The sequence below is a fragment of the Actinomadura sp. 3N407 genome (genome assembly GCF_052245875.1).
Lineage (GTDB): Bacteria > Actinomycetota > Actinomycetes > Streptosporangiales > Streptosporangiaceae > Spirillospora.
In genome coordinates this window covers 223,932-243,889 of the sequence record NZ_JBQQBP010000013.1, presented here as the reverse complement: position 1 = coordinate 243,889, position 19,958 = coordinate 223,932, and the positions used below count along the sequence as shown (strand labels likewise).

General features: G+C 71.8%; 15 protein-coding genes. 6 read left to right on the top strand and 9 right to left on the bottom strand.

What is annotated here, in order from left to right:
• Positions 1–48: 48 nt before the first annotated feature.
• The 6 genes from ACTWPP_RS30250 to glf are packed head-to-tail and all read right to left on the bottom strand — an operon-like array spanning position 49 to position 7,420.
• Positions 49–1,323: an acyltransferase family protein gene (locus tag ACTWPP_RS30250; RefSeq protein WP_443107775.1), complete on the bottom strand. Its 1,275-nt coding sequence runs from the start codon at positions 1,321–1,323 to the stop codon at positions 49–51.
• On the bottom strand, positions 1,320–2,447 hold the full coding sequence (locus ACTWPP_RS30245; RefSeq protein ID WP_443107774.1) for an acyltransferase family protein: 1,128 nt from the start codon (positions 2,445–2,447) through the stop codon (positions 1,320–1,322). The genes ACTWPP_RS30250 and ACTWPP_RS30245 overlap by 4 nt, the downstream gene beginning before the upstream one ends.
• Entirely contained in the window at positions 2,444–3,298 is an 855-nt protein-coding gene (locus tag ACTWPP_RS30240; protein ID WP_443107773.1) for an ABC transporter ATP-binding protein, read from the bottom strand. Before ACTWPP_RS30240 ends, ACTWPP_RS30245 begins: the two co-directional genes overlap by 4 nt.
• On the bottom strand, positions 3,298–4,194 hold the full coding sequence (locus ACTWPP_RS30235) for an ABC transporter permease (protein ID WP_443107772.1): 897 nt from the start codon (positions 4,192–4,194) through the stop codon (positions 3,298–3,300). The genes ACTWPP_RS30240 and ACTWPP_RS30235 overlap by 1 nt, the downstream gene beginning before the upstream one ends.
• Entirely contained in the window at positions 4,191–6,245 is a 2,055-nt protein-coding gene (locus tag ACTWPP_RS30230; protein ID WP_443107771.1) for a glycosyltransferase, read from the bottom strand. The genes ACTWPP_RS30235 and ACTWPP_RS30230 overlap by 4 nt, the downstream gene beginning before the upstream one ends.
• The gene (gene glf / locus ACTWPP_RS30225; protein ID WP_443107770.1) at positions 6,242–7,420 is read right to left on the bottom strand and encodes a UDP-galactopyranose mutase; all 1,179 of its coding nucleotides are present in this window, start codon (positions 7,418–7,420) and stop codon (positions 6,242–6,244) included. The genes ACTWPP_RS30230 and glf overlap by 4 nt, the downstream gene beginning before the upstream one ends.
• A gap of 247 nt (positions 7,421–7,667) precedes the next feature.
• Between glf and ACTWPP_RS30220 the strand changes: the two genes are divergently transcribed.
• The 3 genes from ACTWPP_RS30220 to ACTWPP_RS30210 are packed head-to-tail and all read left to right on the top strand — an operon-like array spanning position 7,668 to position 13,102.
• Positions 7,668–8,960, top strand: coding sequence for a hypothetical protein (locus ACTWPP_RS30220; RefSeq protein WP_443107769.1), 1,293 nt, complete (start codon positions 7,668–7,670; stop codon positions 8,958–8,960).
• Positions 8,957–9,919 (top strand): glycosyltransferase, encoded by a 963-nt coding sequence (locus tag ACTWPP_RS30215; RefSeq protein WP_443107768.1) that lies wholly within the window; start codon positions 8,957–8,959, stop codon positions 9,917–9,919. The genes ACTWPP_RS30220 and ACTWPP_RS30215 overlap by 4 nt, the downstream gene beginning before the upstream one ends.
• A gap of 36 nt (positions 9,920–9,955) precedes the next feature.
• Positions 9,956–13,102 (top strand): hypothetical protein, encoded by a 3,147-nt coding sequence (locus tag ACTWPP_RS30210; protein ID WP_443107767.1) that lies wholly within the window; start codon positions 9,956–9,958, stop codon positions 13,100–13,102.
• A gap of 19 nt (positions 13,103–13,121) precedes the next feature.
• On the opposite strand, the gene ACTWPP_RS30205 is transcribed toward ACTWPP_RS30210, so the two are convergent.
• Together ACTWPP_RS30205 and ACTWPP_RS30200 are read right to left on the bottom strand one after the other, a co-directional pair.
• Positions 13,122–14,108 (bottom strand): glycosyltransferase, encoded by a 987-nt coding sequence (locus ACTWPP_RS30205; RefSeq protein ID WP_443107766.1) that lies wholly within the window; start codon positions 14,106–14,108, stop codon positions 13,122–13,124.
• A gap of 207 nt (positions 14,109–14,315) precedes the next feature.
• Positions 14,316–15,755: an LCP family protein gene (locus ACTWPP_RS30200; protein WP_443107765.1), complete on the bottom strand. Its 1,440-nt coding sequence runs from the start codon at positions 15,753–15,755 to the stop codon at positions 14,316–14,318.
• Between the two features lie 109 nt (positions 15,756–15,864).
• Between ACTWPP_RS30200 and ACTWPP_RS30195 the strand changes: the two genes are divergently transcribed.
• Together ACTWPP_RS30195 and ACTWPP_RS30190 are read left to right on the top strand one after the other, a co-directional pair.
• Positions 15,865–16,806 carry a DUF6177 family protein gene (locus ACTWPP_RS30195; protein WP_443107764.1) on the top strand — a complete coding sequence of 314 codons (942 nt, stop codon included), beginning with the start codon at positions 15,865–15,867 and terminating at the stop codon, positions 16,804–16,806.
• Positions 16,807–16,931: 125 nt separating this feature from the next.
• Complete coding sequence (locus ACTWPP_RS30190) at positions 16,932–18,371, top strand: DUF1266 domain-containing protein (protein WP_443107763.1); 1,440 nt, start codon at positions 16,932–16,934, stop codon at positions 18,369–18,371.
• A 21-nt stretch (positions 18,372–18,392) separates the two neighbouring features.
• Here the strand turns inward: ACTWPP_RS30190 and ACTWPP_RS30185 are convergent, their stop codons facing one another.
• Positions 18,393–18,854, bottom strand: a complete 462-nt coding sequence (locus tag ACTWPP_RS30185; RefSeq protein WP_443107762.1) for a hypothetical protein — start codon at positions 18,852–18,854, stop codon at positions 18,393–18,395.
• Between the two features lie 249 nt (positions 18,855–19,103).
• Here ACTWPP_RS30185 and ACTWPP_RS30180 point away from each other — a divergent pair, with 249 nt between their 5' ends.
• Positions 19,104–19,919: a hypothetical protein gene (locus tag ACTWPP_RS30180; RefSeq protein WP_443107761.1), complete on the top strand. Its 816-nt coding sequence runs from the start codon at positions 19,104–19,106 to the stop codon at positions 19,917–19,919.
• Positions 19,920–19,958: the final 39 nt, after the last annotated feature.

The window sequence follows — 19,958 nt, the reverse complement described above, 5'->3', positions numbered from 1 at the left end:
GTCGATCACCGGACGGATTGATCAATGACCTGATCGACGATGATCAGGCTAAGGCACGGACGCACGCGGAACCTGCGCGGCATCGTGGCGGACGCCGGTGGCACCCCGGATCTCCGGGGTGTCCGCGTCGGCCGGGGCGTCCGGGGCGTCCGGCGGCGGATCCGGTGCGGCGGGGGCCGGCGGTGCTCCGTTGCGGCGGATCTGCGCCATCGCGGACGTGAGCCGCGGACGCATCATCGACTGGAGCGGACGTTCCACGAACCGGTGGACGACGAACGCCGACACCAGCACCGAGACCGTGATGACCGGCAGGATCGTCAGCCGGTCGAGGATCGGATGCGGGAAGAACACCTTGACGATCGTCCGCGCGACCGTTTCGTGCATCAGGAACAGCGGGTAGGCGATCGCGCCGAGGAAGGTGAAGCCGCGCCAGTTCAGCCTGGAGAGCTTCCGCGACGCGACCAGGGCCATGATCGTGTAGAACACGGTGACGGCGACCGGGATCACGATCTCGTGAACGCCCTTCCACTCGTTCAGCGGTTCGATGTCCGCCACGAGGTAGTGCACCGACAGCGCCCAGGACGCCGCGATGATCAGCCAGAGCGCGAGATTGGACCCGAACCTGTAGACCAGGAAGAACGCCATCCCGGCGATGAAGAACGGCGCCGTCTCCGGCAGGAACACGGCACGCATCAGGTCGTTGCCGGCCTCTTTGGCGTAGGCGCCGACGATCAGCCAGGACACCATGAACGTGACACAGCGCCCGTAGGTGATGCCGACCCAGGCGAAGAGCGCGATGAGCACGTAGAAATGCAGTTCGACCCACAGGGCCCAGTAGACGACCTCCAGCGGAGCGACGTGCATCCCTTGCTGCAGCATCGTGAAATTGGGCAGGAACCGCTGGACGGGGTCGTCGCCGTCGCCGTAGGGCACCGCGGAGCCGAAGACCAGGAAGAGCACGAGGCTCAGCAGGACGCTGAACCAGTACGCCGGATAGAGGCGGACGACCCTCGCGATGGCGAAGTCGCCGACGCCCCGGCCCCATGCGGCCATCAGGATGACGAAACCGCTGATCATGAAGACCAGGTCGACGCCGAGGTAGCCGAAGTGGGCGACCGGAGCCAGCTCGGGAAAGATCTTCTGAGCGTCGCGCCCGGACCAGATCGTGCTGCGAACCCCGGCGAAGTGGTGCAGGACGAGCGCGCCAACGGCCAGGAAACGCAGCAGGTCCAGCTCGCGCAGCCGCGGCGGCACCGGGCGGGCGGGCACGTTGCCGGCGGGCGGCGGGTCGGCAGGTGCGGGAGCGGCGGGGGGACGGGTCATCGGATGGCCTCCGCAGGGCTGCGGGACGGGGTCTGGTTCCGGGTGAGCGGGAAACGGTCCTGACGCAGCCGGGCGAGCGCGGTCTTCAGCCTCGACCGCATCCAGCGCTGCGCGGGCTCCTCGACGAGCCGTTGTACCAGGTACGCGGAGGCGAACGCGAGGGCGCAGGACACGCCGAGAAGCGTCCACCGGCCGAGCTGGGAACCGATCAGCTCGTACAGCACCCGCCCGACGGTCTCGTGGACGAGGTAGAGCGGGTAGGTGAGCGCCCCGAGGACGGTGAAGCCGCGCCAGCGCACCATCTCGAACTGGTGAGTGGCGACCATCGCCATGATCAGGAAGATGAGCGTGACGCCGCCGGTGACGCCGGCCTGCCACATCTGCGGCCAGACCAGCAGATCGTTCACGGACGCGATCCGGTAGGGGACGGCGAGTGCCCAGCACCCGGCCACGATCAGCCACAGCAGCAGGTTCGGGCCGAACCGGTGGATGAGGTAGAACGCCATGCCGGCGACGAAGTACGGCGCCCACGGCGGCATGAGGACCACGGTGAGCGGCGTGAAGTTCGCCTCCTGCGCGAACACGCCGAACACCAGCCAGCCGGCCATGAAAGCCACGCAGCGCTCGTAGGTGATGCCGCGCCAGACCAGGAGGGAGATCAGCACGTAGAAATGCAGTTCGACCCAGAGCGTCCAGTAGACGACTTCCATGTCCGGCACGCCGAGGCCCATCTGGAGCATCGTCAGGTTCGGCAGGAACGGCAGGATCGGGCTGTGGTCCGCCATCGGCGTCTCACCGATGGCGAGGAAGCCGGCGACGGCGAGGGTGACGCCGAACCAGTAGCCGGGGAAGATCCGCACGACCCGCGAGACGGCGAAGTCGCCGACCCCGCGTCCCCAGGCGCTCATCAGGATCACGAAACCGCTGATCAGGAAGAACAGGTCGACGCCGAGGTTCCCGAAGTGGGCGACCGGCGCGAGGAACGGCATGTTGTGGTGGTTCTCCACCCCCCATCCGCCGATGCGGCCCACATAGTGGTGCAGCACCACCAGGACGGCGGCCAGGAACCGGAGCAGGTCCAGTTCACGCAGCCGCGGCCGGTCGGTGGGTGCCGCCGGGTTCATCGGCTACCCTCGGCCGCCTTCGCCGGACGCGCGGCGGCGCCACGGCGCTCCTGCCGCTTCTTCAGCAGCAGGTCGGCGGCGGTGTCGATGTCGCCGTCCCACAGGACGCGGCCGCTCTCCAGGAAGACGCCCCGGGTGCAGAGCTGCCGCAGCAGCTTGGCGTCGTGCGCGACGATCACCATGGTGCGGCCGCTGGCGCGGTACTCGTGGAGACGGTCGATGCACTTGCGGCGGAACAACGGGTCCCCGACCGCCAGGACCTCGTCGATGAGGAAGACGTCGGGGTCGGTATGAACGGCGATGGAGAACGCCAGCCGCATGAACATGCCGGAGGAGTAGAACCGGACGGGCTGGTCGAGGAACCGTCCGATGTCGGCGAACTCCACGATCGAGTCGAACTTGCGGAGCGTCTCGGCACGGTCCATGCCGAGGATGGCGCCGTTCAGGAAGACGTTCTCCCGGCCGGTGAGGTCGGGGTGCAGGCCGGCGCCCACCTCGATCAGGCCGGCGACGCGCCCGCGGACCCGGACCGAGCCCTCGTCCGGCGGCATCACCCCGGAGATGATCTTCAGGAGGGTGCTCTTGCCCGAGCCGTTCACCCCGATCAGCGCGACGGCCTCGCCGACCCCGATGGTGATCGAGACGTCGTCCAGCGCCGTGAACCTGTCGCGCAGCCTCTCCCGGCGCAGCGCCCGCACGGTCATGTTCTTGATCGAGCGGGCGTGCCGCAGTGTGAACCGCTTGGTCACCGCGTCGACGACGACGGCGCGCCGCGCCCCGTCCGCGCGACCTGCGTCCACGCGCCCCCCGTCCGCGCGGCCCGCGCCGTCCCTGGGGACCGTCCCGTCCATCAGAGTTCCTCCGCGAAACGGCGCTGGAGCCGGGAGAACACGAGCTGGCCGACCCCGAGCAGCAGCACCGCGAGCGCCAGCAGGATGAGGGCGTCGCGGGTGAGGTGCGCGGGGAACTCGAACGTACCGTCGGTCGTCGGCCACCAGAAGGCCCGTTCGAACAGCAGGACCCCCACGGCCATGGGATTGGCCAGGTAGAGGTCCAGTGCCCAGCCCGGCAGGGTGTCGCGCACCATCGTCCACGGGTAGATCATCGGGACCGACCAGGTGACGAACAGCGTCGTGATGTCGACGGCCTTGTCGGTGTCGCGGTAGAAGACGTGCAGGGCCGAGCAGATCAGCCCGAGTCCCATCCCGAGCACGGCGACGAGCGCGAACCCGAGCAGCGCCGAGCCGAGCGCCGCGGCCGAGGGCGTCCATCCCCAGAGCACCGCGACGGTCAGCACGATCCCCAGTCCCGGCAGCAGGTGCACGCACGACACCAGCAGCGACGCGACGGGGAACAGCTCGCGCGGCAGGTACACCTTCCGGACGAGCGGGGCGTTCCCGAGCACCGAGTGGGTCGTGTTGATCAGGGTCTCGTTGAAGAACGAGACCAGGACCAGCGCGGAGAACATGAAGATCGGGAAATGCTGGATGAACTCGCTCATCCCGAGGAAGACGCCGGCCACGAAGTAGAAGACGGAGAAGTGCGCGGCGGGCCGCACGTACGACCAGCCGAGGCCGAGCAGCGACCCCTGGTAGCGGGCGCGCAGTTCCCGCCGCACGATGAGCTTCAGCAGATGCCGGCGCCTGAAGACCTCGCGGAGCCCTCCCCCGCGTCCCGGCTCGACCAGCCCTGGGTCGTCCGGCCCGGGATCGTCCAGGCCCGCCGCCGCCCCGGAGGCGAGGGTCACGGCCGCCGCGCCTTCTCGAAGGTCTCCAGCCACTCCTCCTGCGAGGTGAGTCCCGGCAGGGCGTCCCGGTACCGCTGGCTCAGCGGCGCCCAGTCCTTGCCGAGGCGGGCGTGCAGCGCCGACGCGCGCCGGATCAGGGACCAGAACCGCTGCGGGTCGCGCTGGTACCAGGAGACCTTGGTGCCGTCCGCGGACGAGACCAGCGCGCTGTTGAACTTGGTCAGCAGCCACCAGGTCTGGTCGACGTGCGGGACGACGGCCTCGGGGTGGATCTTCGGGTACGGGCCGATCGGCTTGATCTGCCGGGCCGCTCCCATCAGCGCCGTCTGGAACATCGCCCGCCTGTTCTTCGGCGGGACGACGTCGCGGCCCTTGCGCGGCGGCTTGCGCCGCCGGACGGCGGGGAACTCGTCCAGGTCCGCCTTGGCCTGGGCGTCAACGAACTCGGCCCGCAGCTGCCGCAGCTCGCCCATCTTCGTGACGATCGACGGGTGCAGGTCCTCGGGCCCCTTGAGCGCGTCCTCGATCGCCAGCAGCATCAGCTCGGCCGTGGAGTACTGCATGGCCAGCGCGTGCTTGACGGTGATGAACAGGCTTTCCTTCAGCATGTTGCCGCCGCGCTCGTACGGGGAGTACAGCAGCGCGGTGACGATGCGGTTCCGTTCGGTGAAGTACGCCTGCCAGTCGGTCATGACGTCCTTGGAGTGCCACGGCACGTGCCACACCGCGGCGCCCGGGAGCGACACGGTCGGGTATCCGGCCGCCTTGGCGCGGAGCCCGTATTCGATGTCGTCCCACTTGATGAAGAACGGCAGCGACAGCCCGATCTTCTGGATGACCTCCACCGGGATCAGGCACATCCACCAGGCGTTGTACTCCACGTCCGCGCGGCGGTGCAGCCACGGGGTGTGGCGGAGCGGGTGGGCGGCCAGGTCGTGCGACATCTCGGTGTGCGGTGACGGGACCATCCACCAGCGGTACCGGGCGATGGACTCGCCGAACACGTGCAGCACGGACCGGTTGTACAGGTCGAGCATGTGGCCGCCGATGAGCATCGGGCCGCGCGCGAGGTCCGCGAACGTCACCGCGCGCAGGATGCCCTCCGGTTCGAGGATGACGTCGTCGTCCAGCAGGAGCGCGTAGGTGCTGCGCCCGGCCTCGACGGTCTCGTGCATGACCCGGGAGAAGCCGCCGGAGCCGCCGAGGTTGGCCTGGTCGATGACGCGCAGCCGGTCACCGAGCGCCTCCGCCGCCGCGGCGAAGTCGGGGTGGTCCTCGACCCGGTCGGTGCCCTGGTCGACGACCAGGATCTCGTCGACGGCGTCCAGCACGTCACCCGCCGCGGCCAGCGCGGTGAGCTGCTCGACGCAGAACTTCGGCCGGTTGAAGGTGGTGATGCCGAGGGTGGCGGTGCCCGGCTCGGTCCGCTCGGTGACCGCGCACCAGTCCGCGCTGTCGAGCACCGCGGTGCGGCCGTCGGCGACGATGTCGAACCAGTACCAGCCGCCGTCGATGAACGGGGCGAGCGGCAGGTCGACGGTCTCCTCGACGGAGGAGTCGGAGTCGACGTGCAGCGACTTGATGCGTTCCAGGTGGCCCTTGCCCGTGGACCGGTAGATGAGGATGGTCGCCTCGCCGCGGACCCGGAGGCGCAGCCGAACGTCCTCGACCGTGCTCCAGCGGCGCCAGTACCCGGCGGGGAAGGCGTTGAAGTAGCTGCAGAACGACACCCGCGTGCCGGACGGAACGACGATGCTGCGGCGGCCGACGATCTCGGCGCTGTCGTCCTGGGAGGCGGGCCTGAACGCCGCCGCAGCGCGGGCGGCGTCACCGTCCTGCTCGGCCATCACCCGCTCGGCGGCGCTCTCGAGGTCGGCGGTGCGGCGGCCGAACACCGCGTTCCCGTCCACGTACAGCTTCAGCACGTCGAAGTCGCGCTCGCCGGGCATCACGACCCGGTGCAGGATGCGCAGGCCCTCGCCCGGCAGGGCCGGGCGGGGCTGTTCCGCGGGCTCCGTGGGGAGCTCTGGCTGGGTGGCCCGCTCGGTCATCGGTCAACTCCTCCGCTGATCAGCCGCTCGCCCCGCTCGAAATGGGGCCGCAGCCGGTTGTCGACCATGCCCAGGGCGCTGGCGATCGCCATGTGCATGTCGAGGTACTGGTAGGTGCCGAGCCGCCCGCCGAACAGGACGCCGTCCTCGCGCCGGGACATCTCCCGGTAGCGCAGGAGGCGCTCGCGGTCCTCGGCGGTGTTGATCGGGTAGTACGGCTCGTCGCCCCGTTCGGCGAACCGCGAGAACTCCCGCATGATCACCGTGCGGTCGTCCGGATAGTGCCTCCGCTCAGGGTGGAAGTGCCGGAACTCGTGGATGCGGGTGTACTGGACGTCCTCGTCGGCGTAGTTCATCACGGCGGTCCCCTGGAAGTCGCCGGTCGGCATGACCTCCGTCTCGAAGTCCAGCGTCCGCCAGCCCAGTGCGCCCTCCGCGAACCCGAAGTAGCGGTCGAGCGGGCCGGTGTACACGACGGGGACCCGCCCGACGAGGTCGTCGCGCAGGTCGAAGAAGTCGGTGCCGAGCCGGACCTCGATGCCGGGATGGTCGGCCATCCGCTCCAGCCACGCGGTGTAGCCGTCGACCGGCAGCCCCTCGTGGGTGTCGCTGAAGTAGCGGTTGTCGAAGGTGTACCGCACCGGCAGCCGCGTGATGATCTCCGCGGGCAGGTCGAGGGGGTCGGTCTGCCATTGCTTCGCCGTGTAGCCCCGGATGAACGCCTCGTACAGCGGCCGCCCGATGAGGGACACCGCCTTCTCCTCCAGGTTGCGCGGCTCGTGCCCGGCGGCGATCTCCGCGGCCTGCTCGGCGATCATCGCGCGCGCCTCGTCCGGGGTGAAGGCCCGGCCGAAGTACGCGCAGATCGTGCCGAGGTTGATGGGCAGCGGGTAGACGCGGCCCTTGAAGGTCGAATGGACGCGGTGCTGGTAGCCGGTGAACCGCGTGAACCGGTTGGCGTACTCCCATACGCGGTCGTTCGACGTGTGGAACAGGTGCGCGCCGTACCGGTGGATCTCGATGCCGGTCTCGGGCTCGTCCTCGCTGTAGGCGTTGCCGCCGATGTGGTCGCGCCGGTCGAGGACCAGCACCCGCAGCCCCAGTTCCGCCGCGCAGCGTTCAGCGACGGTGAGCCCGAAGAAACCGGAGCCCACCACTACAAGATCAACGTTCACGGTCCATCTTCCTGCGACGCCCCCGCCGCGTCGTACGCGCGATCCGTCCCGGCGGCCGGCCGCGGATTCGCGCGGTCCGCGAGGGGATTGACTGAGGATCGACGCTGGATCGACAATGCTGCGCGGCCAACATACCGACACATTGATCCCGGTTGTGGAGATTGACCCCCGTTGGCCGGTTGTACCCTGCCTGTGATCCGGAGGGGCGCCCTGTGCGTCCCACTCGCGACCGGCAGAGGAGTACCTGGTGGCAGTGGAGTCCGGCGGCCCCCCGCCTACCGTGTACCTCCACATCGGCGCGCCCAAGAGCGGCACGACGTTCCTGCAGGGCCTGCTGTGGAACAACGCCGAGGCTCTGTCCGAGGCCGGCGTCCTCCTGCCGGGCGGTTCCTTCGGCGCGCAGGTACGGGCCACCCGCGACCTGCGCGGGCTGGAACCGGAACCGGACGATCCCGATCCCGGCTGGGACGGCTCCTGGGACCTGCTGGCCGACGGTGTCAAGACGTCCGGCCACCACACCGCCGTGATCTCGCACGAAGTGCTGTGCGCGGTGGACGCCGAGGGCGCCGAACGGGCCGTGCGGTCCCTCGCCCCCTGCGAGGTCCACATCGTCTACTCCGCCCGCGACCTCGCCGGGCTGCTGCCCTCGGAATGGCAGGAGTACGTCAAGCACCGGTTCCATCACGACTTCGGGCACTGGCTGCACGAGGTGATCGACGGGCCCCCGGGCGGCGGCGCCGCCCAGTGGTTCTGGCGCGTGCACGACATTCCCGGCGTACTCGGGCGATGGGCCCCGCACGTCCCGCCGGAGCGCGTGCACGTGCTGACGATGCCCGGCCCGGACGCCCCCCGCGAGCGGCTCTGGGAGCGCTTCGCCGGACTGCTGGGCGTCGACCCGGCCGTGGCCGACGTGGCGGCCGCCCGCGCGAACGCGTCGCTGAGCTGGTCGGAGACCGAACTGCTGCGGAGGATCAACGCGGCCGTGGACGAAGACGCCCCGATGTGGCTGTACCACCGGCTGGTCACCGACGTCCTCGCGCTCAGGGTGCTGCCCGGCCGGGGCGAGCCCGGCCGGGTGCCACTGCCCTCCGACCGCCGCGCATGGGCGGGAGACAGGGCCCGGGACCTGGTCGAGGCCATCCGTGCCGCCGGCTACGACGTCGTCGGCGACCTCGCCGAACTGCTGCCCCGCGAGCGTCCGCCGGAGGAGAGCGCCGCCGCCGCGCCCGGGGACGCGGAGCTGCTCGACACGGCCGCCCACACCATCCTCGCGCTCCTCGACCGCGTCTCGATGCTCCGCGAGGAGATAGGCGAACTGCGTGACGAGCGCCGGGAGCAACGGCAAACCGCACTGCCCAAGCTGATGGCCCGCCATCTCAGCGAGCGCAGCCAGGCCGTCTGGAAGATGCGGGTCGGATACTGGCATCTGGTGGAGCGGCTTAAGGGCATCGAGCCGCCTCCCGAACCCGCGGCGGAGACCGAGGGCGAGGCGGCCGACGACCCCGGCACCGTCCTGTCCCGCCGAGCCCCGGCGCGATGAACTCCGGCGCCGTGAATCCGCTGGTCACCGCCATCGTCGTCACCTACAACAGGCGTGACCTCCTGACCGAGGCACTGGACGCGCTCGCCGCCCAGACCCGGCGGCCGGACGTCCTGATCGTGGTGGACAACGCCTCCACCGACGGCACCCCCGCCCTCGTCCGCGAACGGTTCCCGGACGTCGACCTGGTCGAACTCGCCACCAACACCGGCGGCGCCGGAGGTTTCGCGGCCGGGCTCGCCCGCGCGCTGGACACGTCCGCCGCGGAGACCGGCGGCACGGGCGGGCGGGCCGCGCTGATCTGGTTGATGGACGACGACACCATCCCCGAACCCGGAGCACTCGCCGCGCTCCTGGACGCGCGGGAACGGGCGCCCCGCGAGCCCGCCCTCGTCGCCAGCCGCGTCCTGTGGACCGACGGCCGCGACCACCCGATGAACACCCCGCGCGTCAAACCCGGCGCGTCCCGGGCCGAGCGGGCGGCCGCGGCGGAGGCCGGCTGCAGCCCCGTCCGGTCCGCGTCGTTCGTGTCCGTGCTCGTCGACGCGGCGGCCGTGCTGGAACGCGGGCTGCCGGTGGCGGACTACTTCCTGTGGAACGACGACTTCGAGTTCACCACGCGGCTGCTTCGAGGGCGGACCGGCCTGTACTGCCCCGCGAGCGTCGTCGTCCACAAGACCGGGACGTTCGGCGGCACCGACGCCGACCCGGGGGACCGTTTCTACTATGAGGTTCGCAACAAGCTCTGGCTGTTCACGCGCAGCCGCGGGCTGGCACCGGCCGAGCGCGTCCTCTACGCCGGATCGTCCGTCCGGCGCTGGGCGCGCACCTACGCCCGCTCGCGGGACCGGGCCACTCTGCGCCGCGGGCTGCGGGCCGGTGTCCGCGACGGCCTGCGGCGGCGGCCCCGCCCGACCGAGGAGGTCATTTCGGCCGCGATGCGTCGATATGATCCCTGACAACGCAGACGACGCAGGGCAAAGGGGAGGGCGGGTGTGACTCCGAAGGGGACGCCGGACGACGAGCACAGGGACGACCTGCCCGAGGAGGGCTCACCGTCTCGGCACCTGCCGGGGCCGCCTCCGCCGCCGCAGTGGCTCGACGAGGTCGACGAGCAGGACGACCCGGAGAACCAGAGCGACCAGGGCGACCAGAGCGGTCAGGGCGGTCAGGGCGGTCAGGGCGAGGACGAACTTGCCGGGCGCACCGAGGTCTTCCGGCGGGACGCCGAGCCGGCGGCGCAGCCGGCCGAGCCCGTACCGCCGGCCGCCAACATCGCCGACCTCACCATGACCGACTTCTCCCGCGGCACGGCGACCGGCGAGCCGGAAGCCGACGAGGACGAGGGGCAGGACCGCACCCGGGTGGAGCGCCTCCCGGGTTCGGTGCAGCAGGATGCGCAGGCTCCGCCGTCTCCCCCTCCGTTCCCGTGGGCGCAACAGATTCCGGACGCCCCGCCGGCACCGCAGGCACCGGAATCTCCACAGCCTCCTCCCACGGTGCAGCATCCATTGCCCGCGCCGCCTGCGCCCCAGCCGCCCGCACCCCAGCCGCCCGCACCTCAGCCACCGGCACCCCCGGCCCAGGCGGCGCCGCCACCGTTCCCGTGGGCGCAGGAGATCCCCGGCACGCCGAGCCCTCCGTCCCCCGAGCCGTTCCCGTACGCCCAGGAGATTCCCGGGCAGTCGCCGGCGCCGCCCGCGCCGACGCCCGCGCCCCAGCCGTTCCCATGGGCGCAGGAGGTTCCCGGCCCCGGAGCGTCCGGCAACCCGGTCTCCGGTACCCCCATCGCGCCGCCGCCTCCGGTCGAGGAGCCCTGGCGGACGGCGGCCCGGCCCAGACGCAAGGGGATCAACAAGAAGATCCTCTTCGGCGTGATCGGCGGCGTGGCCGCCGCCGCGCTGGTCGCGGGCGGAGTGGTCGTGGTGCTCGGCATGGGCGACGGCCCCGCCGAGAGCGGCGAGGGCGCTCGGCTCGCGGGCAAGCTGTTCCCGGCGGATCCGGCGGCCCGTTCCGATGGCCGCGACCAGGAGCTCACCGGTGTCGCGGCGTCCGGCGCCACCGTGGTCGCCGTGGGCGGCGAGGCCGATCCGGGCAACTACCGGGGCGTCTTCCTGGTGTCCGCCGACGGCGGCCGCACCTTCGAGGCCGCCCGGGTCGAGGGCCTGGACGGCGGCGAGCCCGGCGCGGCGGAGATCCTCAGGGCGGTCGGCGGCGGCCCCGGCGGCTGGGTCGCGATCGGCACCCGGCCGGGCGGCGGTGTCGTGTGGACGAGCGAGGACGGCCGGACGTGGCAGCGCCGGCCCGACGCGGCCGGCGACGTCTTCGGCCCCGGCAACCGCGTCTCGCAGGTCATCCGCACCGACAAGGGTTTCCTCGCCATCGGCGAGCACTCCCCCAAGCGCGACTTCAGCGACTCGGTTCCCGCCCTATGGCTGTCGGCCGACGGCCAGAACTGGGACGCGCTGACCGGCGGGCAGACCGGTCTGCCGCTGCGCGGGAAGGTCGTGGTGGAGGAGGCCGCGTCCAGCGGCGGTGTGGTGCTGATTCAGAGCATGCACGCCCCGGAACCGGGCGAGCCCACGTTCCACCGCGCATGGCGTTCGACCAACGGTGGCCGCACCTGGTCACCTGCCAAGATCCCCGCCCCGAAGGGCACCCGCGGCCTGAAGGTCGGCGGCGGCCCGGCGGGGCTGGTGGCCGTCCGCGAGGTCAAGTCCGGGAAGACGTCCTACGGCCAGGTGTACACGTCCAAGGACGCCACCGACTGGACCGAGGGCGGGAAGCTGGAGCCTGACGACTACAAGCACGTCCAGGAGTTGGTGGCCACCGACAGCGGCTACGCGGGCATCATGCAGCGCGAGCGCGACCTGCTGATCTCCCGCTCAGCGGACGGCAAGTCCTGGCAGGAGGCGGGAACGCTCCCCTTGGCCTCCGGACGCGCCCTGCTCGGGGCGTCGGCCACCGGCGAGCAGACCGTGCTGGTCGGCCGTGACCCCGGCAACGGCGACCTGAACGCCCTGCTGGCGGTGCGAAGCGCGGACGGCACGGAGATCCCCGTCGACCCGCTCAAGATCCCCGGTGCGTTCCGCGACGACCAGGCCGTCACCGCGGTCACCGCGGAGGGCGCTCAGGCGGTCGCGGTCGGCAGCACCGGCGGCGACGCCGCGATCTGGACGTCGGCGGACGGTTCGGCCTGGAACCGCGCCCGCTTCTCCGGCGGGATCTCCCGCCCGGCCCTGCAGCGGCTGCTCGGGGTGACACGCGGCGGCGCGGGCTGGCTCGCGGTCGGCGACGGAGGCGGCGCGCCGCGCGACCCGCTGGTGCTGACGTCGGCGGACGGCAACATCTGGAAGCCCGCCGACACCGACCCGGTGTTCGAGCAGAAGGGGAAGTTCCACCTCGCCACCTACGGCTCCGCCGCCGGCCCGTCCGGCTACGTCGTCGTCGGCGACGACGGGCTGTCCGGCGCGGTCTGGTTCTCGCCCGATCTGAAGACCTGGCAGCGCGGCAGCGGCGCCGGGCGCAACGACCTCACCGCGGAGAAGAACGGCAACCGCTGGATACGTTCGGCCGCCGGCGGGGACTTCGGCTTCGTCGCGGTCGGCGGCATGCGGAATCCGGACACGCCCGGTCCCGGCCATCCGGCGGTGTGGACGTCGCCCGACGGCAAGAAGTGGACGCTGCAGGAGCTCAAGCTGCCCTCCGGCCTGTCGCAGGGATGGCTCACGCATGTCGCGGCCAAGGGGGATGTCCTCGTCGCGGCGGGCGACGGCGGGAGCGCGTCCGGGACGACGGCCCTCACCTACATCTCCCCCGACGGCGGCAGGACCTGGCGCGAGAGCCGGCTGCCGATGCCCGACTCCACGGACTCCGTCCGGGTGACGGCCGTGACGGCCACGCCGAAGGGCTTCACCGTCTCCGGTGCCGCCGGGAGCACGGGCGCGTCCAACGTCATCACGTGGACGTCGGCGGACGGGACGTCGTGGGAGTCGCAGACGCCCGACGGGGACGTCCTCGCCGGTGCGGGCAGGCAGGAGATCACGGGCCTGACGCCGTTCAAGGAGACGCTGCTCGGCGTGGGACGCACCGTCTCCCGTTCCGGCGAGCAGCCCGTCCTCTGGAGCCGGCCGCTTTCGTGACGTCCCCGGGCCCGGCGGGTCAGCCCTCGTGGCGCGGCCGGGCGGGGTCGCGGCCGGGGAGGCTCTCGTGCCCGTCGGCGGCGCCGGTCGCCGGCCGGGCATGGCGGGGCACGTATCCCTGCTGCCTGGTCGCCGTCGCCCGGCGCGCGTCCTCGCGGTCGCGGGACCGGTTGCGGCGGGCGCCGTAGGGGGCGACGACGCGGCGGTAGAACGGCTTGCGGATCATGGTCGGGACGAGCCGGTAGCCGCCGCGCACCAGCACGTTCCGCCAGTACTGCGGCTGGGAGATGAAGCCCTCGTGCAGCATCTGGCGTTGCAGGCGCAGTTCCGAGCGCAGCAGGTCGCGTCCGCCGCGCCGCTCGTAGGCGCCGTCGCCCACCCGGTAGTAGACGAGCGGCTCGGCGACGTTCACCACCCGCGCGCCGTTCGCGATCATCCGTACGAACAGCCAGTAGTCCTCCATCAGCGGCAGGTCGCCGTAGCCGCCGGCTGCCACCACGGCGCTGCGCCGGTAGACGACCGTCGGATGGTTGAACGGGTCGTGCAGGCGTGAGTAGCTGGCGATGTCGTTGGGGTCGCTCGGCGGGATGCGCTGCCCGACGATGTCGGAGATGTCGGCACTGAACTCCAGCAGGCCGGCCCCGACGAGGTCGGCGCCCGCGCGCACCAGCGGCACCTGCGTCTGGAAGCGGTGGGGCATGGCGACGTCGTCGGCGTCCATCCGGGCGACGATGTCGTGCCGGGCCGCCTGGAGGCCGGCGTCCAGGGCGGGGCCGAGACCGCGGTTGCGCTCAAGGTGGACGAACGACACTTCGACGGCGCTGCCCGTGACGAGCTCCCGCAGGCAGGCCGCCAGCTCGGGCGGGACGGGGCCGTCCTGGACCAGGACCACCTGGTCGGGCCGGAGGGTCTGCTCGTCCACCGCGCTGCGGAAGGCGGCCCGCACGTGCTCCGCTCGATCACCGCCATAGACGGTCATCAACAGGGTGAAGGCTTCGGGCTGCATGCATCCGTTCCGAGGGGAGCGTGGGCGCCCGGCAGAGCCCTGTGCGGGGGCGGCTCCTGGGGGCAGAGGGTCGGGGGAATCGAGTGCGCTGTCTTAGATGTGACGCTTTGATGCGGTTGCTGGGTTACCCGCGGACACGATACCGATCAGCGGTGCCGGGTGTGGCCACGTCGGGCACGGCACAGACGCCAGGTGCGGGCGCGGTGGTCAGGTCCCGGCGCAGGCGTCGCGGTCGGCGCGGATCTCGCCGGCGACCTTGGGGACCGCCGCGTTCACGCCGCGCAGGTCGGCGCCGTCCTTGCCGATGACGAGGTAGACGTAGCCGGGCTTGGCGGACGCCCAGGCGCGCGGCTTGTGGCCGGGCACCGCGATGGCCATGCGGGCTGCCTGCCGCTCGGCGCCCGCGCCGTACAGGATCCGGGTGCGGGCGTACTGTTTGCCGCTGGTGCCGACCTTGACGACCTGGAAGCCGCGCTCGGTGAGCTGGTCCGCCGTCCGCTGCGCCAGGCCCGGGACCCCGGCCGCGTTGTAGACGCCGACCCTGACCTGGGCGGGCGGGACGGGCTGGACCTTGTTCTGCGCCGCCAGCGGCGCCGGGGCCGGCTCGGGGAGCTTGTTGTCCTCACGGACGGCCCGGAACAGCGGCTCGGCCCGCGCCCGGTCGAACTGGACGCGGTTCCTGTCCTGCGGGTACGCCTGCACGGGGACGGTGACGAAGCGGACCTTCCCCGCGCTCATCCCGCGCAGGCTGCCCGCGAGCTTCTGCATCACCGAGAGGGTGAGATCGTCGTCCGCCTTGATCGACTTCGCGACGGCGGAGAGGAAGTCGTAGGTGCGGCCCGGGTCGGTGAGCATGCCCTTGTCGGTGGCCTTCTTGACCACCGACGCCATGAACGCCTGCTGCCGCTTGATCCGGTCGAGGTCGGAGCCGTCGCCGAGCACGTAGCGGGTGCGGACGTAGCCGAGGGCCTGCTCGCCGCGGACGACCTGGCGGCCCGCCTTGAGGTGCAGTTCGGCCTTCGGGTCGTCGATGCGCCGCGGGACGCAGATCTCCACGCCGCCGAGCGCGTCCACGACGCGTTTGAAGCCGGTGAAGTCCACCTCGACGTAGTGATCGATGTGGACCTTGGTGAGGGACTCGATCGTCCGCCAGGTGCAGGCGGGGCCGCCGTTGGAGAACGCCGCGTTGATCATTCCGAACTGGGCGGGGACGGTGCTGCCGTCCTTCTTCTTGCAGGGCGGCATCTGCACCATCGAGTCGCGCGGGAAGCTGATGCCGATCGCGCTCTCCCCGCCGGGCGAGATGTGCAGCAGGATCGTGGTGTCGGAGCGCTGCCCGGTCTCGGCGCCGTAGCGGGCGTTCTCGCCCTCCCGGTTGTCGGAGCCCATCAGCAGGATGTTCAGCGAGTTGTTGAGCTTATCCGGACGGTCGTCGCCGAGCCGGCCGTCCACGTTCTCGCGGTCGATCTGGCCGTCCAGCCGCCGCCAGAACCCGTACGCGCTGAGGCTGCCCGCCACCAGCACCACCGACATCACGATCGACAGTCCGCCGAGCACGCGCCACAGACGCCCCCGCACCGGCGGTTCCGGTGGCGGCGGGGCGTTGTCCGCGTAGTACACGGGAGAGGGCGAGGCGGCTCGCTGCATCCGTAACATTTCAGCACAGATTGGACACAGGCCACCGTCGTCACGGGAAAGTCGGCCCCCACCCGGCACGTCCGCCCCCGGCCGTCCCTGGCACTAGACTCCGGTGAAGATGAGCACAGTAGACGCGCTGACCGACCAGGCCATGGTCGTTCTGCAGGACCGCCCCCTGGTGCCGCTGAGCGCCTGGCTGAACAAGGCCCTCGGCGACTGCACCGCGAGCGGCCGCACCCTGCAGCTGATCACCCCCCTGGACTCCCGGCTGTCGCTCCCCCTGCGCACCGCCGCGTCGGGCAACGACGTGCAATGGGTCGTCCGCAACGGCGACGCCTACTACGAGGGCCTCACCGGACGGCCGCTGAAGTGGAGCGGCGCGACGTTCGTGCCCGTCCCCGAGGCCCGCGACTACGCGCCCGGATTCACCACCCGTCCCAGCGCCTCGATCGGCTCGCAGCTCACCCTCGTCTACCGCACCAGGCACGGCGCCGAAGGCGACCTCGGCGGGCCCGTCGAGCGCCTTCTGCAGCTGCTCACCGGCAAACCGCCCGGCGCGCTCGGACCCGCCGAACCGCTGGAGCATCCCTGGCGCAGCGACCGGTTCACCGAGTACGCGCGGGGACGCGCCACCGCACGGCTCCTCGTCGGCGGCGACGGGCCCCGCCCCGCCCAGGCGATCTGCGACTTCACGTCGAGCGAAGGCGGAGCCGTCGCCGAGGTCAGCACCGTCACCATCGGCTACATGCCCGAAGACCCGCCGCCCCTCCAGCACCTGCCGACCCTCGTCGGCGCGCTGGCCGCCGAGCAGACCATCGCGTCCCTGTTCGTCCAGCTCACGCCCGGCCGCGCCGACCTCACCACCGAGCCCCGCTGGACCGGCGCGCCCGCACCCGTCGCGCTGGCCGTCGCGGGGACCGTCTCCGGGCCGAACGGCATCCCCGGCCAGCAGGTCGGGCCGCCGCGCGCCCCGCTGACGTTCTTCCCGCTCGGGGACGGGCGCTCCCCGGACGGCTGGCAGCGGCACAGCCACCTCATGCAGCACCTCCAGTCGGGCTGAGCCGCCCGCCCCGTCTCCCTCTCACGGCGTCCCACGTCGTCTCACGCCGTTTCCCGTCGCTTGCCCCGACGTACGACCCACAGGCCCGATGATCTACCCGTAAGGGATGATGTACGGTCCTGCCCATGGGACAGGCCGGTCAGCTCGACGCGCTTGAGCGGGCCGTCGAGGGGACACTCGCCGAAGGGGCGTTCGAGTTCGACGGCGACGAGGCGGTACTCCGCATCGAGGGGTCCCTCGTCCTGACGACCACCTGGTTCCTGTCCCTCGGCATCGGCGGCGTCGTGCTGCTGCTCGCCGGGGCCGTGCTGTCCCTCACCGGGCTGCAGGACGAGGCGCGATGGGCGCTGGCGCCCGGCGCAGGCCTGCTCGGCTGCGCGCTCGGCTTCGTCCTGCTGCTGCGCTTCACCCCGCTGTTCGACCTCTGGTCGATCTTCCCGCCCCCGGCGCTGGAACTGCGGTTCGCCGAGCAGGCGATGGTGCACCGGCGGACGCGCGTCCCCTTCGGCGAACTGCGGCCGGAACATCTGGTGTGGAAGAACGGGCGGTTCTTCCGGCGTCTCTACGTCCGGCACCCGTCCCTGCGCAAGCAGCTCGCCGGGTTCTTCGGCAGCGAGGAACGGCAGGCAGAGGAGTTCCGGCGGCGGCTGTGGGAGCTGATCTCCGCGCCCGACCCGGCCGGTGCCCTCGCACGCGGCAGCGACCTCACCCCGGTCCAGCACTGGATCATCGCGGCCGGCGCCCCCTACGGCGCGATCAACGGGTTCCGGCTGGACCGCCTCGGCACCGCCCCCGGCGACTCCGCCGCCGCCGACCGCCGCACCGCCCAGGAGCTCCTCCAGGACCCCTGGGGCGCCTACGACCTCGAACAGCTCCTCGGCGCCGTCAACTGGCTCGTCCAGGACGGGCACCGCGCCGACTTCACCCAGGACGCCGTCCTCGCCGCCCGGCCCCCCGCCGCGCAGGAGGAGTACGGGACGCTGCTGCGCGAGGTCGACGACCTCATCGCCCGCGACATGCTCGAGCCCCCGTTCGTCGAGCGGCTGATCGAGCTGGTCCGCGTCCGGTACGACGACGAGGGCGGCTCGTACGCGCGGCTCGTCCCGCGGCTGCTGCGCGACGAGCCCGGCGCCGACGTCAGCGAGGAGGGCGCCGAACTCGCCCAGTTCCTCCACCGGCTCTTCAACGACCGCAATCACGCGTCGGAGGAGCTGCACCGCCTGAAGGCCCTCGCCGACCCGGAGCTGCGCGCCAACGTGGGACGGTTCCTGATCTGGGACTACGGGCGCGCCCTCATGCTCTACCGGTGGGGCCACATGGTCGGGTGGCTCACGGAGGAGTACTGCTGGGAACGAATGCTGCCGCTGGCGATCGACGTCCAGCGGCGCTACTCGTCCTGGCGGGACATGGCCACCTGCTACCTGCAGGGGCGGCAGCTCTGGTCGGGTGGCGGCGGGAAGGCGCAGGCCGAGTACGAGCGGCTCCTCGAGAACCTCGCCACCGAGCCGCGCAGCCCGTGGAACCTCGTCCCCTGGGACCTCGACCTCACCCGCGACTGGGCCTGAGCGACCGGCGGCCGGCGGCGCTCAGCCTCCGATGACGCCGCCCTGGTAGGCGGCGCCGTCCTGGCCCGGGGCCCCGGCCGAGCCGCCGCCCTGGTCGGACGCCCTCCAGCTGCGCGCCGGGGCCTCGCTCGCACCGTCCGGGTACACGATCCCGCCGGCCCAGTGGACGAGTGAGTCGGCGAACCTGCGGGCCACCCGCGTCGCGTCGGGCAGGTCGGCGACGGCACGGATGTCCACCCACCACACCGGGGCGGTGACCCGGTCGGCGAACTCGGCGCCGAGCAGCCGCCGGACCTCGCTCTGCGCCGACACCTGCACCGCGTCCTCGATCGAGACGAGCAGCCGGCCCTCGGCGTCGTACATCAGGGTCGGCTCCGGTTCCCCGCCGCGCAGCTCCAGCGGCTCCCCCATGGCGATCATGCCGTCGGCCACGGCGTGCACATCCGGACGGCGGCGCACCAGCGCCACCAGGTCACTGCTCATCGGGTCACCCCAGCATCGGGCGGACTGAGCGGGCCGTCGCCGTGCGCGGCGACCGGTCGCCGGCTTGTGTCGGACACGTGCCTCCCCTCTCCATCGCAACCCTATGAGACATCCGCACGCGCCGCCGCAGTCCCCGGGCACGCGGCATCACGAGACATACCTACCATCCCCCGTGAAATCGCCAACTCGTGCCCGCTACTCTGGTCCGATCTCACTCGGCACCCCGCACGGATCAGCTCGGAGCGTTCCATGAACTCCCCCCAATGGCCCGGCCAGCCGCCCGGCGGGCCGGGATTCCCGCCGCCACCGGCGCCGCCCGGCCCCCCGCTGCCCGGCGGCCCGCTGCCCGGCGGCCCCGGTTTCCCACCGCCCCGGCGCGGCGGCGGCGGACCACTGGTCCCGCTGCTGATCTTCGGCCTGGTGGGGATTCTCGCCGTGCTGGGCCTCGGCACGTTCCTCGTCCTGGAAAGCGGCGACGACGACGATCCCGGCGGTACGACCACGCTGCCCACCTACTCTCCCTCCACCCCGTCCTACTCTCCCGAGCCCAGGCCCACGGAGACCAGGACCGGCGGGACGACGTCGAACCCGGCCTCCGTCCTGTCCGCGACCATCCGGACCGCGAAGGGCAACACCTTCACCCAGGCGGGCACCCGCACCTCGTCGTGCACCAGCCGCGCCAACACCAAACTCCGCGCCACGCTCCGCTCACACCCGTGCATCGGGCTGATGCATTCCGCGGTCTACGCCAACCCGACCAAGAAGATCATCACCGCGGTGTCGATCGCGAAGTTCTCCAGCCCATCGGCGGCGAGCAGCGTCAGCCGCGTCACCGCCACCAAGGGCTGGCCGAAGCTGCTCATCCCGTCCGACGCGAGCGGCCTGCGGAAGCCCCGGCCCGACCCCGCCTACTGGACGCGGTCCTGGACGCAGGGCTCCAACGTGATCTACGCCCAGTCGTACTGGTCGACCGGCTCCGCCACCGGCGGCCGCACCGGCAGCGTCTTCGCCACCGCCGGCGAACTCGGCGTCGAAATCACCAACACTCTCCGCTGGACCGACTGACCCACCGGCCGACTCGAACGGCCGGCTCAGACGGCCGAG